The following is a 15,353-nucleotide window of genomic DNA, read 5'->3' on the forward strand; positions in this document are numbered from 1 at the left end:
GAGGCGTACGTGCTTGCGCGGCGCCAGTCACGGAGGAGGGGTTTCCGCGTCCTCCTGGACGGTCCAGTCCAGGCACACCACGACCGCGTCGTCGACGACGTCCATCCCTTCCCTGAAGCCCAGCATGCCACGAATCATCGACCTCACGGCTTCGTCGGCCGGCTGCAGCCGGGTGGATCTGACGACCGTGTCGAGGCTCGCCTCGCCGAATTCCGTCCCGGCGGCGGATCGGGAGCCGTACATCCCGTCGCTGACGATGACCAGCCGATCGCCTGGTCGAAGGGCGATGGACTGCTCGGTGTAGGCGGTGCTGCCGAACATGCCGAGCGGGAGTTGCTGGTCCAGTTCGATGGTCTCGACGCCGGTGCCGCGCAGGCGCAAAATGCGTGGGGAACCGGCCTCGATGGCGGACAGCACCCCGGTGGTGGCGTCGAAGCGGAGCAGCAGGGTCGAGACGTACTCGCGCCCCCGGTACTGGGAGTAGACCGCCTCGTCGGCGAGACCGGCCTGCTCCTCCAGGCTCGCCCCTGAACGGCGGGCGTTGCGCAGGGCGGTGACGGCCAGCGTGGTGAGCAACGCGGCGCGCATGCCCTCGCCCATGCCGTTGGTGATCGAGAGTTCCAGCGAGTCGGGGCCGCAGCTCCAGTCGAAGTTGTCGCCGTAGACGGCGTAGGCGGGCTCCAGTTGGCCGGCGACCTGGTAGCCGTTGCCGCGATGGCCGTTGCCGGGCAGCAGCTCCCACTGCGTCTCCGCCGCCAATGTCAACCGGGTCAGCCGGCGAGCCCGCTGGTAGCGGTCGGTGAGACGGTCGGCGCCGCGCAGGGTTTGCACGAGGACGCCGGCCACGTCCTGGAGTTCGCGGACCTCGTCGCTCTCCGGCGGGGCGGGCAGCCGTACGCTGAGCACTCCGAACCGCTCGCCGAACGCCGTCACCGGAAGGTGGAGGGTGCCGGTGGCCTGCTCCCACTGCGGCTGCCGGGAAGCGAAGGCGCGCCCCGCGGCGCTGGAGTCGATGCGGATCTCCGAGGTTCCGGGAGGCGGCGGCTCCACCGCGTGCCTGAGCGCGACCAACGCGTAGTCCGCCAGCAGAAGGTCGACGTCCTGCGCGGCCGTATGGGCGAGGAGCGCGTCACGCACCGTTTCGGCCAGCGCGTACGGCGGTGCGGCACGCAGAGCCCGGTGGACGGCGTCCAGATCATTTCGGATGGACACAAACGGTTCCCGACGGAGAAGGAGACAGGTGGACCAGTAGACCACGGCCCCCGAACGGAGCACGTACGCTACTCTCCCTGCCAGAATATTTGCCATAGGGAAAACAATCTCGAAGGGGTAGGTGCCAGGTGAGCGGCAGCCGGTCGGGTACACGACGGGTCGGTGATGCAGGTGAGCTCGAGCTGCGGCAGCTGCTGGCCGGACTGACGGCCGTCAGGGACGGTGACTTCGGCACCCGGCTGCCCGGCGAGGCCGACGGCCTGCTGGGCGAGATCGCCCAGGTCTTCAACGGCATGGTCGACCAGCTTTCGCTGTTCACCTCGGAGGTCACCAGGGTGGCCCGCGAGGTCGGCACCGAGGGACGGCTCGGCGGGCAGGCCGAGGTTCCCGGCGTGTCGGGCACGTGGAAGGACCTCACCGAGTCGGTCAACGCGATGGCCGGCAACCTCACGGACCAGGTGCGCAGCATCGCCGAGGTGACCACGGCGGTCGCCAAGGGCGATCTCAGCCAGAAGATCACCGTGGACGCCCGCGGCGAGATCCTCGAGCTCAAGAACACCGTCAACACGATGGTCGACCAGCTGTCCTCCTTCGCGGCCGAGGTCACCCGGGTGGCCCGCGAGGTCGGCACCGAGGGCCAGCTCGGCGGCCAGGCCGACGTCAAGGGCGTGGCCGGCACCTGGCGGGACCTGACCGACTCGGTGAACTACATGGCGGGCAATCTCACCGCCCAGGTGCGCAACATCTCGCAGGTGGCGACCGCGGTGGCCCGCGGCGACCTCAGCCAGAAGATCACCGTTTCGGCCCGGGGCGAGATCCTGGAGCTGAAGAACACCCTCAACACCATGGTCGACCAGCTGTCGTCGTTCGCCGACGAGGTGACCAGGGTGGCCCGCGAAGTGGGCACCGAGGGACGGCTGGGCGGCCAGGCCGACGTCAAGGGCGTCTCCGGCACGTGGAAGGCGCTCACGGAGTCGGTGAACGTCATGGCCGACAACCTCACCGCCCAGGTACGCAGCATCGCCGAGGTCACCACCGCCGTCGCGAAGGGCGACCTGTCGCAGAAGATCAGGGTGGACGCCCGCGGCGAGATCCTCGAACTCAAGGAGACCATCAACACGATGGTCGACCAGCTCTCGGCCTTCGCCGACGAGGTCACCCGGGTGGCCCGCGAGGTCGGCACCGAGGGCCAGCTCGGCGGCCAGGCCACGGTCCGGGGCGTGTCGGGCACCTGGAAGGACCTCACCGACAACGTCAACTTCATGGCCTCGAACCTGACCAGCCAGGTGCGCAGCATCGCCCAGGTGGCGACCGCGGTGGCCGCGGGCGACCTGTCGCAGAAGATCACCGTCGAGGCGAAGGGCGAGGTCGCCGCGCTCGCCCAGACGATCAACACCATGGTCGGCACGCTCGGCGCGTTCGCCGACGAGGTGACCCGCGTGGCCCGCGAGGTCGGCACCGAGGGCCAGCTCGGCGGCCAGGCCCGCGTCCCCAACGTCGCGGGCACCTGGAAGGCGCTCACCGACAACGTCAACTCCATGGCCGACAACCTGACCAACCAGGTACGCAGCATCGCCCAGGTCACCACCGCCGTGGCCAGGGGCGACCTCACCAGGAAGATCGACGTGGACGCCCGCGGCGAGATCCTGGAGCTCAAGACCACGATCAACACGATGGTCGACCAGCTGTCCTCCTTCGCGGCCGAGGTCACCCGCGTGGCCCGCGAGGTCGGCAGCGAAGGACGGCTGGGCGGTCAGGCCGAGGTCGAGGGCGTGTCGGGCACCTGGAAGCGGCTGACCGAGAACGTCAACGAGCTGGCCGGCAACCTGACCCGCCAGGTGCGCGCCATCGCCGAGGTGACCAGCGCCGTCACCTCGGGCGACCTGACCCGCTCCATCACGGTCGACGCCTCCGGCGAGGTGGCCGAGCTCAAGGACAACATCAACTCGATGGTGAAGTCGCTGCGCGAGACCACCAGGGCCAATGAGGACCAGGACTGGCTGAAGTCCAACCTGGCCCGGATGTCGGGCCTCATGCAGGGGCACCGGGACCTGGCCACGGTGGCCGAGCAGGTCATGAACGAGCTGGCGCCGCTGGTCGCCGCGCAGTACGGGGCGTTCTTCCTGGCCGAGGAGAACGAACTGCGGCTCATCAACGCCTACGGCTACCCGGCGGGCGAGTCCGTCACCCGGTTCCGGATGGGCGAGTCGCTGGTCGGCCAGGCGGCCCGCACCCGCCGTACCATCGCGATGGACGAGGTACCGCCCGGCTACGTCAGGATCTCATCGGGCCTCGGCCACACCGTGCCCACCTCGCTGATCGTGCTGCCGATCGTGGTGGAGGAGCAGGTGCTCGGCGTCATCGAGCTGGCCTCGCTGTACTCGTTCACCCCCGTGCACCGGGCCTTCCTCGACCAGCTGATGGAGACGATCGGGGTCAACGTCAACACCATCGTCGCCAACGCCCGCACCGACGAGCTGCTGACCGAGTCGCAGCGCCTGACCGCCGAGCTCCAGGCCCGCTCGGAGGAACTGCAGAACCAGCAGGAGGAACTGCGCCGCTCCAACGCCGAGCTGGAGGAGAAGGCGGCGCTGCTCGCCTCGCAGAACCAGGACATCGAGACGAAGAACCTGGAGATCGAGCAGGCCAGGCAGGAACTGGAGGACCGGGCCCAGCAGCTGTCGCTGGCCTCCACCTACAAGAGCGAGTTCCTGGCCAACATGAGCCACGAGCTGCGCACCCCGCTCAACTCCCTGCTCATCCTCGCGCAGCTGCTGGCCCAGAACCCGACCCGCAACCTGACCCCCAAGCAGGTCGAGTACGCCGGCGTCATCCACTCGGCCGGATCGGACCTGCTCCAGCTGATCAACGACATCCTCGACCTGTCCAAGGTCGAGGCGGGAAAGATGGACATCAGCCCCGAGCGGGTGCCGCTGCCCCAGCTGCTCGACTACGTCGAGGCCACCTTCCGGCCGATGACCACGGACAAGAGCCTCGAATTCCGCATCACGACCGCGCCCGGCGTGCCGGACGGCCTGCTCACCGACGAGTCCAGGCTGCGCCAGGTGCTGCGCAACCTGCTGTCGAACGCGGTCAAGTTCACCGAGACCGGCAGCGTCGAGCTGCGCATCGAGCCGGTCTCCCGCGCGCAGCTTCCCGCCTCGGTCAGGCCGTACGGCTCGGCCGTCGCCTTCCGCGTCATCGACACCGGCGTCGGCATCGCCGAGCAGCAGCTGGAGGTCATCTTCGGCGCCTTCCAGCAGGCCGACGGGACCACCAGCCGCAAGTACGGCGGGACCGGACTCGGCCTGTCGATCAGCCGGGAGATCGCCTACCTGCTCGGCGGCGCGATCACCGCCGAGAGCACCCCGGGCAGCGGCAGCACGTTCACGTTGTTCCTCCCGGTCGCCCGGCCCGACTTCACCGCACCGCCGGTCGAGGCGGCGGCGCCGTCCACGCTCAGCCAGGCCGCGCACCCCGCGGACGGAACCGAGCAGCCCGCCGCGCAGTCGTCCCAGCAGCACAGGCGGTTGCTGGTGGTGGAGACGCGCCCGCACGGCCTGCTGTCGGTGGTGGCCGAGACCGTCCTGGCCGACCTGGCCGACCGTGACGTCGGTGACGGCCCGGTCGAGATCGTGACCGCCGTCGGCGCGGAGGAGGCCGCGGCCACGCTGGCCGCCGACCCGTGCCACTGCATCGTGCTCGACCTCGACATGCCGGCCAAGGCGGGCTTCGGGCTGCTGCAGGCCATCGACGGCGACTCGGCGCTGCGGAGCGTACCCGTGCTGGCCTACAGCAACTGGCGGATGGATCCCGCGCAGGAGCGGGAACTGCAGTCCAGAGCCGACTCCCCGCCGCTGGAGCTCCTGTCGAGCCTGGACGAGCTGCGCGAGCGCATCGCCCTGCACCTGACAGCCGAGCAGCCGGGCGACGTCCTGCCGCTGATGCGCTCGGAGAAGGAGGGCGAGCCGGCCGACCGCGAGGAGGACGGGACGCTGGCCGGGCGTACCGTGCTGGTGGTCGACGACGACACGCGCAACCTGTTCGCGCTGACCAGCATCCTGGAGATCCACGGCATGCGGGTTCTGCACGCCGAGAACGGGCGCAAGGGCATCGACACGCTGATCGCCCATCTCGAGATCGACATCGTGCTGATGGACGTGATGATGCCGGAGATGGACGGCTACGCCGCCACCGCGGCGATCAGGGCCATGCCGCAGTACGCCGGGCTGCCGATCATCGCGGTCACCGCCAAGGCGATGCCGGGCGACCAGGAGAAGAGCCTGGCCTCGGGAGCGAGCGACTACGTCACCAAGCCCGTGGACGCCGACCATCTGCTGGCGCTCATCCAGCAATGGCTCACGGTTTAGCGGTCTGCGTGTTGGTATCGGAAGGAATAGAGCACAGCATGCGTCCTGGTGATGAATCTGCCCCCAACATCGGCAGGATGGCCGCCACCATCGAGCGGCTGCGCGACCAGATAGCCCGCGCCCAGCACGCGGCCGAGGGGCGGGCGCTGATCGAGCTGGCCAAGGGCATTCTGGTCGAGCGGCTGCACTGCGGACCCACCGAGGCCGCGCTGCAGCTCGCGACACTGGCCGGCCAGTCCGGGCTCTCCCAGCTGGAGCTGGCCGCCGACCTCATCAACCAGGCCGCACAGGACCGGCTGACCCAGGTGTCCCACGAACTGCTCGCCGAGCACCGGCCGGCGGGCGCGGGCGGCGACTCGGTCGCGGTACGGCTGCGCGAGGCCGAAAGCGGCGTGCTCGGCGCCAGCGACAGCCAGATGGTGGCCGAGTCCCTGCTGCAGCACGCGCTGACGCCGATGGGCGCCACCGCGGTCGCCCTGTGGTCGGCCGGACCCGACGCCTCGCTCACCCTGGTCGGCTTCGCCGGGCACAGCACGGAAGAGGCCAGGAGGTGGCACTACGTGCCGCCCGGCGTGGCCACACCCGCCCGGCGCGCGCTCATGGAACGCCGCACGGTGTGGTTCGCCGACCTCGCCGAGACGGGCCTGCCGTCCATCGGTCACCGCCAGGACGTACCGGCCGGCCGGGTGGTGGTGCCCGCGGGCACCGGCGGCCGCATCCTCGGCGTCCTGGAGATCAGCTGGCCGGGGCCGCTGCAGCCACAACCCTCGGCGATCCACCGCCAGGTCGAGGCGCTGGCCGAGCTGTGCGCGCACACGCTGGAGGACCGCGCGACCACCCCCGCGGCGGCGCCCAACCTGGCCGAGCTGATCGAACTGGCCGACGCGCTCGCCGACCCCGCGCTCGTGCTCCGCCCCGAACTCGACTCCGGTGGGCTGCTGACCGACTTCCGCATCCACCACACCAACGCGCGCTTCGCCGACCCGGCCGGCCGGCCCCGTTCCTTGGTCGACGGCGCCCTGCTGCTGGAGGCGTACCCGTCCGCGGCGGAGGAGCACGGCCTGTTCGAGAAGGTCGAGCACGTCCACGCCACCGGCGAGGCCTTTCACACCGAGCGCATGACACTTACCTCGCTGATCGACCACGTGCCGCTGGCCACCGTCGCCGACGTGAGCATCACCCGGCACGGCGACTGCGTGCTGCTGATCTGGCGGGTGCAGAACGAGTCGCTCCGCCTGGCCAGCCTGCTGCAGCACGCCCAGCGGCTCGGCCGGATCGGCGGGTTCGAGGAGAACTCCCAGACCGGTGAGATCACCTGGAACAGCCAGCTCTACGACCTGTACGGCCTGGAGCCGGCCGACCGGCCGATCCCGCTGGAGCACCTGCGCGAGCACGCCCACCCCGACGACGCCGCCGCCATCGGCCGGTTCCTGCGCACCGTGCACCACCACCGGCGGCGGGGCTCCACCGCGTTCCGGCTCCTGCGTCCCGACGGAAGCACCCGGCACATCCGCGTCGTCGCCGAGCCGGTCTTCGACGCCGACGACCGGCTGCTCGCCGTCCGGGGGGCGTACCAGGACATCTCCGCGCAGCACTGGACCGAGGTCGCGCTGGCCGCGACCCGCGACCAGCTGGCCCACTCCGAGCAGCAGGCGGTCGAGCGCAACCGGCTGACGCTGCAGCTCCAGCACGCCATCATGCCGCCCGCCCAGGGGCCCGTGGAGGCGTTCGGTCTCAACATCGCCGTCCGCTACCGGCCCGCCGAGGAGGGCCACCTGGTCGGCGGCGACTGGTACGACGCGGTCGTACTGCCGTCGAAGAAGATCCTTCTGTCGGTCGGCGACGTCGCCGGGCACGGAGTCGAGGCGGCGACCGGCATGGTCGTCCTGCGCAACGCGCTGCGTGGCCTGGCCACCACCGGCGCGAGTCCGGCGCAGCTCATGGGCTGGCTCAACCTGGTCACCCACCACCTGACCGAACGCGTCACCGCCACCGCCATCTGCGGCCTGTACGACCCCGAGACCCGCGTCCTGCGCTGGGCCAGGGCCGGCCATTTGCCGCCTGTGCTGGTGCGCGGCGGTGCGGCGGAAGAGCTGCCGATGATCACCGGAATCATGCTCGGGGTGATCTCAGAGGCGGAGTACGAGGAGGGAGTCGTCCAGCTGGAGCGTGAGGACACCCTGTTCATGTACACCGACGGCCTGATCGAGCGGCGCGACGTCACCCTGGAGCGCTCGCAGGAACGCCTCCTCGCCACGCTCACGCGGCTGGACACCGTCCTGGAACACAGCCTCGACCGGCTCCTGATCCACAGCAACTCCGACACCGACGACGACACCTGCCTCATAGGGGTCGAAGTGCTTTGACCAGCGACGGTCGATAGACCTTCAGATCCCTGGCCGGTCTCGGACACCGGTCGCCGACTGTGTGAGCGTTGATCGGGTAGGTCGTGCGTTATGCCGGGTTTGCAGGGGTTTGGGGTCGTCGCATCCGCACATCGCCGCCGCGTACGACGTGGTCAGCGACAGGGGATCGCGTGAGTGAGCGTTGGGGGGTACGGCTGGCGGGTGTGGCGCGGAGGGAACTGCGCTATGTGCGTCAGCAGCTGACCGGGCTGGGCGAGCGTAATTCCTCCCAGCGTCTCGAACTGCGGCAGATCGCCAAGGCGACCGCGGCCGCGGTGCTGGCGTGGTTGATCGCGGATCGGTTGCTGGCGCGGGAGACGGTGTGGTTCGCTCCGGCCACCGCGGTGATCATGGTTCACGCGACCGTGTACCGCACGGTGACCAACGGGCTGCGGCGGGTCGGCGCGGTGGCCACCGGGGTCTTCCTGGCCGGCAGCATCGGCCACCTGCTCGGGTTGAACGCACTCAGCCTGGTCCTGGTGGTGCCACCGGCGTTGATCGCGGCGCGCTGGCATCGGATGGGAAGGCACGGTTCTGACGTCGCCACCACGGCCGTGCTGATGTTGTCGTTCGGCGCCGCCTCCCAGGAGCGCTATCTGGCCGGCTACGTGGTGGCGACCGCGGTCGGGGCGTTATGCGGGGCAGGGGTGAACGCGCTGATCTGGCCCCCGCTGTATCTGCGCCGCCCCTTCCGGGCACTACGCGGGCAGGGCCGGGAGGCGGCGGCCCTGCTGGAGAGCATGGCGGCGGGCTTGAAACAGCGCTGCGACCTGTCAAGTCTCCCGGAGTGGGAGAAGCGGGCAGCCGAACTGGATGCCCGCCTCGTCCAAACACGGGAGGCGATCACCGCCGGTGTCGAAAGCCGCCGCTACAACCTGCGCCGTTCACGCCACCCCGCCGAGGGGGATCACGCGCTCTTGCTGAGCGCGATGAGCCAGGCCGGCGTGCACGTCCACGCCATCGTGCGCGCACTGGCCCACATCGAGCAGCAGCCGGACGTGGACACCGCCACGGGCTGGATCAGCGTGCACTTCGCCCGCGACTACGCCGAACTGCTGGACACGCTGGCAGCCGCGCTGGTCCGGGTCATCCCGCCCACGCGCGACGACAGCGATACCGCCCATCTGCTCTCGCAGGCTCGCGAGAAGGCCGAGGCCATCCATCGGCAGATGACCACGGAGATCCGCGCCGGCGAGGTGGAACGCCCACAGGGCTGGGCCGCCAGCGGCAGCCTGCTCACCGAGGCCGAGCGCATCCTCGCCCTGCTGACCCGCCTCACCACACCCACCGAAACACCCCCGGCCGGCCCCGCGACACCATGACCGGCCCACCCGCTGACAAGGAGAAGGCCCGCAACTGGGAAGGCCGACGAGCGTGCTCCGGTACGGCCGGCCGACTAGGCCTGATCTGGCTGGGTATGCGAGACCGTCATGAAACAGGTCATCGCGAAGCCGGCACGGATCGCCGGCGGTGTGCTCGGCGGTCTGATCGCCAGCACGGTGTTCAAACACGTCTGGAAGCTCGCCTCCGGCAAGGACGAACCACCCGAGGCGGACTCGACCCGCTACGGATGGGGCGAGGTGCTGGTGGCCGCCGCGCTGCAGGGCGCGATCTTCGGGGTGGTGAAGGCGGTCATCGAGCGAGCGGCGGCGCGGGACGACTGAACCCCGCCCCGCGAGACCGACGCCGCCGCCAGGCCGGATGACCTCGGCAGACATGCCCGAGATCCATCTACGGCCCAGGGGATCCGGTTGATCTCGACGACCGGCGGCAGGATCGCCTCGGCCGGGTCGCTGATGGCCGACCCCTGTCAGGCCGTGCGCCGCACCAGCGGGTGTCGCACGAAATCCGGGTGGGCATCGCCGACATCGATGCTGTTCTCATCAAGAGCGTTGGCGATGTGGAAACGACCTGTATCGAAGACGAACTCCACGGCAAGGGTGCCGTCCGCCAGGTCATGACGTGACGCCGGCCGCCACTCGAGCAGAGCGACCTCGCGGAGTTCCTGGCCGAGGAACGATGCGAGCCGCTCGTCGGCGGAGGACCACGCTGGTGTCCGCTCGGCATCCTCCCAGCCACCGATCGCGGCCGTCGTGTCGATGGAGTTCCAGCCGATCGACACCTCATCGAACTTCCAGTGGCAGATCTCCACCTGGACGCCGTCGAAGTCCAGGACGACGGGGCAGTCGGCGAACCAGTCCCCGTCCTCGACGAAACGCACGAGCGCGAACCGCGTCAGACGCCGGCCGCCAAGCGCGGCCAGGACCGGCCCGTGTTCCTCGCGGACGACGTCAAGCCCGACGAGAAAGATCGGCTCGAAGCCGGAGATACCCATCACGATAGGCGATCCTGCAGGTTCGTCACTGAACCTGCCAGCCAATTTTCACCGCGGAGCCGTAACGCCACATTTGACACCATCGCCGCAGATTCCACAGAGGGCAGGGATCTGGTCGGCGGCGTTCAGGCTTCCCCGGTGAACTGGCGCAACTGTGGGCTGAGCGCGGCTACGGCGGCGGTCAGGCCGAGCAGTCCGCCGAGCACGATGAGCGACGCCGCGCCGCCCAGTGCCGCGGCCAGTGCACCGCCGAGTACTGGCCCGAGGGGCTTGAGCGCCATCGCGCTCATGCTCAAGACCGCGCCCATCCGGCCGAGCATCGCTTCCGGCACCATCCGGGTGACCACCACGTTCATCACCACGTTCAGCGAGGGCGTCGACAGGGTGATGAACACCAACGGGACCATCGGCCACCACACCCCCCACGGCAGTGCCGTGGCCGCCAGCGCGGCACCGAAGACCGTCACGACGGCCGGCAGCAGTCTGCCGGGAGGCAGGAGCCTGCTGATGCGGCCCGACAACAGCGCCCCGGCCAGCCCGCCGATACCAAGACCGGCCAGGACCGTCCCGGTGATGACCGCATCACCGCCGCGTTCGCCGACGAGCACGATCAATGGGATCAGGAACGCCCCGCCCAGCAGGTTGAGGACCATCACCGCCGCGGTGACCTCCCGCAGGCCATGCCGGCGCCACAACCATGCGACGGCCTCGGCCGCTTCCCGGCGCATGTCACGCCGGATCGCCCGCCGCTCCCCGCCACCACCTCCCGCGGAGGTTCGCGGCTCGTCCGCCGGGCGGCGCGGCACCTTCGCAAAAGCGTAGAAGAGCGTGGCGGCCAGGAAAGTGAGGGTGTCGACGACGAACGGCACCGCCCGCCCCAGGCCGTACAGCAGGCCACCGAGCGGAGGCCCGAGCAGCCCGGCCGCGTGAGTACGGGCCTCCTCCTGCGCGTAGGCACTGTGCAGTTGGCCCGAGGGGACGACGCCGCGGATCGCCGTGCCTTGCACGGGATCGATGAACGCGGCGCACAGCCCGTCCAGCACCGCCAGCGTGACGAACTGCCAGACCTGGACATGACCGGTGACGATGAGCGCCGCCAGCAGCGCCGAGACAACCGCCTGGAGGCCCTGAGCTGTGACGAGCGTGCGGCGGCGGTCCCACCGGTCCACCCAGACGCCGGCTGGTATCTGGACCGCGAGCAAGGCGAAGGTACGGGCTCCCGCGACGATGCCCGCGACCCCGGGCGAACCGGTGAGCGCCAGCACCAGCAGCGGCATGGCGAGCCTGGTGAGCTCCGACCCCAACTCGGAGACCGCGCTGCCGACCCACAGCAGTTGGAAACGCGCGTTCTTGCGCAGCGGGACGATGTCGGTCACGAAGCGTCTTCCTTGGAAGCGGAGCTCTGAGGCGCCCACGTTCGGCGGTGAGGGCCGCGCGGTTCCGGCTTCGGACAGGCACGGGCGGGACCCGGAGAACATACCTACCGGAGACGGCACTGTCTACCTGATAGAGCCGGTCAGGGGTGGACCCAGCGCTGACACTCACGCGGTTCGGGAGTGTCCGAACGCGGCGAATGCGCCAGGCCCAGCTGTACTTGGCCAAGATCTTGATGACACGTGGTCGCAAGTGGCTGATCATGAGTAAGTCCTCCGGGCGTAGTGGAGTTAGCCGCTTCACCAACGCATCGAAGGTCTTGATGAGCCACGCTAATGCCCCCTTTGGCAGGGCCGGTGCGGGGCCGATCTTTGCGTCGTCGCTCTGCGATCATGAGGCCACAGTGCGTGAATTCGGGCTAGGAGGGACAGATGATCTGGTGCTGGCGGTGAACGAGGCGGTCACCAACGTTCTGGATCACGCCGGTGGCCGCCTCTGTGACCAGGTCGTCATCAGCAGAAATCACGGCTCCTCGCAGGTACGGCTCCGCATGAAGCACCCGCCGGCCAACAACCAGACATGCCGGAGACATCGTGATCGCGGCAGGTGCCCGCGCGTCCCGCCCGCCGTGATCGCATTGTGACCTCTTGGCAGGAGTGACGAGCCGATCTGGGGCAATTACTCAGGTGAGGTCCAGCAGAGGGCTTCGTCTCGTCAGACGTACGAGGCGGCTTCTGTCTGGACTTTTTGTCTTGGATGAGGCGGCCTGCACAGCCGGGAGCAGAACACATCATGACCGTCCAGGACATCACCTTCACCGACATGAGCGCCGAAGAGCTTCTCGTGGCCATGGTCGACCCCGACACCTCGGAGGAACACCGGACGCGCCTGCGCGAGCGGCTCGTGGAGACGCACCAATGGCTGGTGAACGAGATCACCCGCCGCTACCGCCACCGGGGCGAGCCGATGGAGGACCTGAAGCAGGCCGCCTACGTCGGCCTGGTCAAAGCGATCAACGGCTTCGACGCGGGCCTGGGCCACGAGTTTCGCGGGTACGCGGCCGTGACCATCGCCGGTGAGGTCAAGCGGCACTTCCGCGACCGCACCTGGTCCATCCGGGTCCCGCGCGTCTACCAGGAACGCCGCTCCGAGCTCAACCGGGTCAGCGGCGAACTCACCCAGGCACTGGGCCGCTCACCGAGCATGGCCGAACTGGCGGCCAGGATGAACGTGTCGGAAGAAGAGGTGCTGCTGACCTTGGACGCCTCCTCCGCCTACAGCACCCTGTCCCTGGACGCGCCGGTCGGCTCCGACGACGGCGACGGGTCGTGCCTGGGGGACCTCATCCCGGGCAACGACGACACGCTCGACACCTTCATCGACACGCAGGCCGTACGCCCCCTCATCGACGCGCTGCCGGAGCGGGACCGGCACATCCTGCTGCTGCGCTTCCACGCCAACCTCACCCAGGCCGAGATCGCCACCGAGTTCGGCATCTCCCAGATGCACGTCTCCCGCATCTTGCGCGCCACACTCACCCGGCTGCGCCAAGCCCTCACCACCACCGATCGCCGTCCGGCCGGCACCATGCGCATGGCCGCCTGACCTCGGCGGCCCGCCGCCCCACCAGCGCTGACCACAAGGTCGCCGGCCTGTTTACCCCGAACCCGCCGGCGTGGAGCAGGATGAGCCGAGGTCGCCGGTCTGGTTAGGGTCGCTGCATGGATGGAGTTCGGCGTCTTCCGCGTGGCCGGCATGCCCTTTCGCCCGAGGCGGTGGCCGAGGCGCAACGCGATCGGCTGATGACGGCCATGGCGCAGGTGATGAGCGAGAAGGGCTACGTGAAGACCTCGGTCGAGGACGTGATCAGGCGCGCGGTCATCTCCCGGCAGAGCTTCTACCGGCACTTCACCTCCAAGCAGGACTGTTTCATGGCCGCCTTCCGCCGGTCCACGCAGGTGCTGGAGCAGCGGATCGCCACGGCCGCCTCGGGTGACGGGGGGCCGGTGGAGCGGTTCGAGCGGGCGCTCGCGGACTTCCTGGAGGCGCTGGTGCTCGATCCCGCGAGTGCCCGGCTGTGCGTGAGCGAGGTGTATGCGGCCGGGCCGGAGGCCGTGGCGCATCGGACCGACTTCCAGCGGCGGCTGGGGGAGCGGATGGCGGCCATGCTGGAGGCCGGGACCGAGGCCGGGCAGTTCGCGTGCCAGGTGCTCGTCGCCGCGATCGCGACCATGGTGGCCGGGCCGCTGGCCACGGGCGAGCAGGAGGCTCTGCGCGCGCTGGGGCCGCCGCTGGTGGAGCATGTGCGCGGGCTCAAGGCCGCGGGACTGATCTGAGGAAAGGCTGGATTTCTGCGGATCCTTAAAAATACACTCTTGTTTGTTTGAGAGTGGATCCGAGGGAGGTCCCCATGAGGAGCGCGCCCATGGACGGGCTGGGCGGCCATCTGATGACGTATCCCGCGCTGCCGCGCTCGGACACGCTCACCCGGCCCGACGGTGGCGCGGCGCGGATCGGGCGGGCGTTCGCGCACCCCGAGCAGTGGGGCCCGCACCTGCAGGACGCCGTGACCCGGGCTCAGCTGCCCGGCGTCCTGGCCGCGATCCAGGCCGGGCGCGGCGTCCGCTTCGCCTCCATCGAACTGCGACGGAACGCCATGCGCGCCGGCCGCCGCGAGGTGGAGTGGGGGCGGGTGGAGGAGCCGGAGTTCAAGCAGGGGCACGTCATCGTACGCGCGGCGGGCCGGCGGGCGGCGCTCGTCCACGACCGGGTGAGCTCGATCCCCACCGTCTTCGTGTTCGCCGCCGCGGTCGTGCACCTGAGGGCCGCCGCGTGAGGCCGGTCGGCATCCTCGCGGCGGCGTTGGTGCTGCTGCTCGCCGGGTGATCGGGCCGCCAGGCAGCCGCGTGGCCTGCTGCGATCCAAGAGGACACCTGCTGCTGGACGGACGGCCGATGGAGGAGCCGTACCTCAAGGACGCATCCTTCGTCCCGCTGGGTTCTGTCGAGGTGAGCGTCCCGATGGGCCGGTTGTGGGTGCTGCCCGACAACCGGGCCGGCTATCTGGGCTCCGACAATGCCGGCCTCCCTCACCGGGGGACCGTCGCGCTCGTCGACGTCATCGGCGTTCTCCCCTGAACGGGCCGGATGCCTCACCAGCTCGAAGCCTGCTGGACCACACCGGCGCGGTGCCAACGCGGCCACCCGGCCGCGCGAAGAGAATGGAGTGTTCAAATGATCAAATGGGCTGGTTGGCTCATCACCCTGTTCGGAGCCGCGCACACGGTCGGCGCCCTGACCGTGGAGAAGGCCGCGAGCCACGCCGGGACGTGGTTCAGCGGCGGACTGCGGGCGGACGACCTGTCCGCGATGAGCCCCGCCAACAGCGCCTACTGGCTGAGCGTGGCCAGCTTCGGCGTGCCCCTCGTCGTGGTCGGCCTGACCGTGCTGTGGCTGGAGCGCCGCGGCATCACCCCGCCGACGTTCATCGCCTGGATCCTGGGGATCTGGACCGGGGTCGGTGCCGTGATCCTCACGTTCACGCCCTGGCCGCTCCTGGCGATCGCCGTCGTCCTGCTGCTGCTCGCCGCCCGCCGCGACAACCTCGCACCCCAGACCGGGCTGGAGAAGGCGTGAACACACCGCCGGATCCGCCGCG

12 protein-coding genes are annotated in these 15,353 nt (G+C 69.8%); 9 read left to right on the forward strand and 3 right to left on the reverse strand.

The features are described 5' to 3' along the window. Positions 1–27: 27 nt before the first annotated feature. Complete coding sequence (locus HNR40_RS56885) at positions 28–1,212, reverse strand: PP2C family protein-serine/threonine phosphatase (RefSeq protein WP_221341680.1); 1,185 nt, start codon at positions 1,210–1,212, stop codon at positions 28–30. 128 nt (positions 1,213–1,340) lie between these two features. Between HNR40_RS56885 and HNR40_RS47130 the strand changes: the two genes are divergently transcribed. From HNR40_RS47130 to HNR40_RS47145, 4 genes are all read left to right on the forward strand, one after another. Continuing rightward, the gene (locus HNR40_RS47130; protein WP_184973645.1) at positions 1,341–5,582 is read left to right on the forward strand and encodes a HAMP domain-containing protein; all 4,242 of its coding nucleotides are present in this window, start codon (positions 1,341–1,343) and stop codon (positions 5,580–5,582) included. 77 nt (positions 5,583–5,659) lie between these two features. Continuing rightward, complete coding sequence (locus tag HNR40_RS47135) at positions 5,660–7,948, forward strand: SpoIIE family protein phosphatase (protein WP_246510662.1); 2,289 nt, start codon at positions 5,660–5,662, stop codon at positions 7,946–7,948. Between the two features lie 170 nt (positions 7,949–8,118). Beyond that, a complete protein-coding gene (locus HNR40_RS47140) occupies positions 8,119–9,309 on the forward strand; it encodes an aromatic acid exporter family protein (RefSeq protein ID WP_184973649.1) in 1,191 nt (396 codons plus the stop codon). 108 nt (positions 9,310–9,417) lie between these two features. Further along, positions 9,418–9,651, forward strand: coding sequence for a DUF4235 domain-containing protein (locus HNR40_RS47145; protein WP_184973651.1), 234 nt, complete (start codon positions 9,418–9,420; stop codon positions 9,649–9,651). A 146-nt stretch (positions 9,652–9,797) separates the two neighbouring features. Here the strand turns inward: HNR40_RS47145 and HNR40_RS47150 are convergent, their stop codons facing one another. Both HNR40_RS47150 and HNR40_RS47155 read right to left on the reverse strand, forming a co-directional pair. Continuing rightward, positions 9,798–10,325 (reverse strand): hypothetical protein, encoded by a 528-nt coding sequence (locus HNR40_RS47150; RefSeq protein WP_221341682.1) that lies wholly within the window; start codon positions 10,323–10,325, stop codon positions 9,798–9,800. Between the two features lie 122 nt (positions 10,326–10,447). Continuing rightward, positions 10,448–11,698 (reverse strand): MFS transporter, encoded by a 1,251-nt coding sequence (locus tag HNR40_RS47155; RefSeq protein WP_312896791.1) that lies wholly within the window; start codon positions 11,696–11,698, stop codon positions 10,448–10,450. Between the two features lie 790 nt (positions 11,699–12,488). Here HNR40_RS47155 and HNR40_RS47160 point away from each other — a divergent pair. From HNR40_RS47160 to HNR40_RS47180, 5 genes are all read left to right on the forward strand, one after another. Further along, positions 12,489–13,301: a SigB/SigF/SigG family RNA polymerase sigma factor gene (locus tag HNR40_RS47160; protein WP_184973654.1), complete on the forward strand. Its 813-nt coding sequence runs from the start codon at positions 12,489–12,491 to the stop codon at positions 13,299–13,301. Positions 13,302–13,417: 116 nt separating this feature from the next. Then, complete coding sequence (locus tag HNR40_RS47165; RefSeq protein ID WP_184973656.1) at positions 13,418–14,032, forward strand: TetR/AcrR family transcriptional regulator; 615 nt, start codon at positions 13,418–13,420, stop codon at positions 14,030–14,032. Between the two features lie 74 nt (positions 14,033–14,106). Then, positions 14,107–14,532 (forward strand): DUF6585 family protein, encoded by a 426-nt coding sequence (locus HNR40_RS47170; protein WP_184973658.1) that lies wholly within the window; start codon positions 14,107–14,109, stop codon positions 14,530–14,532. A 46-nt stretch (positions 14,533–14,578) separates the two neighbouring features. Further along, complete coding sequence (locus HNR40_RS47175; protein WP_184973660.1) at positions 14,579–14,833, forward strand: S26 family signal peptidase; 255 nt, start codon at positions 14,579–14,581, stop codon at positions 14,831–14,833. Positions 14,834–14,929: 96 nt separating this feature from the next. Continuing rightward, positions 14,930–15,331 carry a DUF6463 family protein gene (locus HNR40_RS47180; protein WP_184973662.1) on the forward strand — a complete coding sequence of 134 codons (402 nt, stop codon included), beginning with the start codon at positions 14,930–14,932 and terminating at the stop codon, positions 15,329–15,331. Positions 15,332–15,353: the final 22 nt, after the last annotated feature.

Origin of the sequence: Nonomuraea endophytica (genome assembly GCF_014203235.1) — a bacterium.
Taxonomy (GTDB): Bacteria; Actinomycetota; Actinomycetes; order Streptosporangiales; family Streptosporangiaceae; genus Nonomuraea; species Nonomuraea endophytica.